The organism is Pseudoalteromonas sp. SG43-6, assembly GCF_014164365.1.
Taxonomy (GTDB): Bacteria; Pseudomonadota; Gammaproteobacteria; order Enterobacterales; family Alteromonadaceae; genus Pseudoalteromonas; species Pseudoalteromonas rhizosphaerae.
Map to the genome: position 1 here is coordinate 1 of NZ_JACJEZ010000170.1, position 486 is coordinate 486.

Sequence of the window (486 nt, forward strand, 5' to 3'; positions counted from 1 at the left end):
AAAGGAATTTGCAATGACTAAACTCATCATTATTGCTTGGTTACTTTTTTGTTCATATGCTTACGCGACAAATATTTTTAAGCTTAACTCACAATCTAAAAATACAGATTTAGCCGATATTCAACCAAACCACCCACAATGGAATGCCAGCTCAATTTATGTAGCCGGTGATGTTGTGACTCACAACAACAGCTTATTTATTGCCGCTTTTTGGGTTAAAGGCATTGAACCGATAGAAAACCAACCCCATTGGGATGGTTGGATTTGGCTGCAAAATACTGTGATAGAAAAATGGCAAGCAAACAAAGTGTATCAAGGTGGCAACCTTGTAAAACACGGAGCCGACTACTACCTTGCCCGCTATTGGAATGAGAATAACGAACCTAAACTTCATAGTAGTTGGCAAAAAATTAAAGATTCATTCTACCAAACCCCAGATTTACCACCTGAACACCCTGACGACTATAAAACGCTGGACGGTGTTGA

1 pseudogene is annotated in these 486 nt (G+C 39.1%); it reads left to right on the plus strand.

Going from position 1 to position 486, the window contains the following annotated elements:
- Positions 1 to 13: 13 nt before the first annotated feature.
- Positions 14 to 486, plus strand: a pseudogene (locus tag H5201_RS22645) (chitodextrinase); the annotation flags it as partial.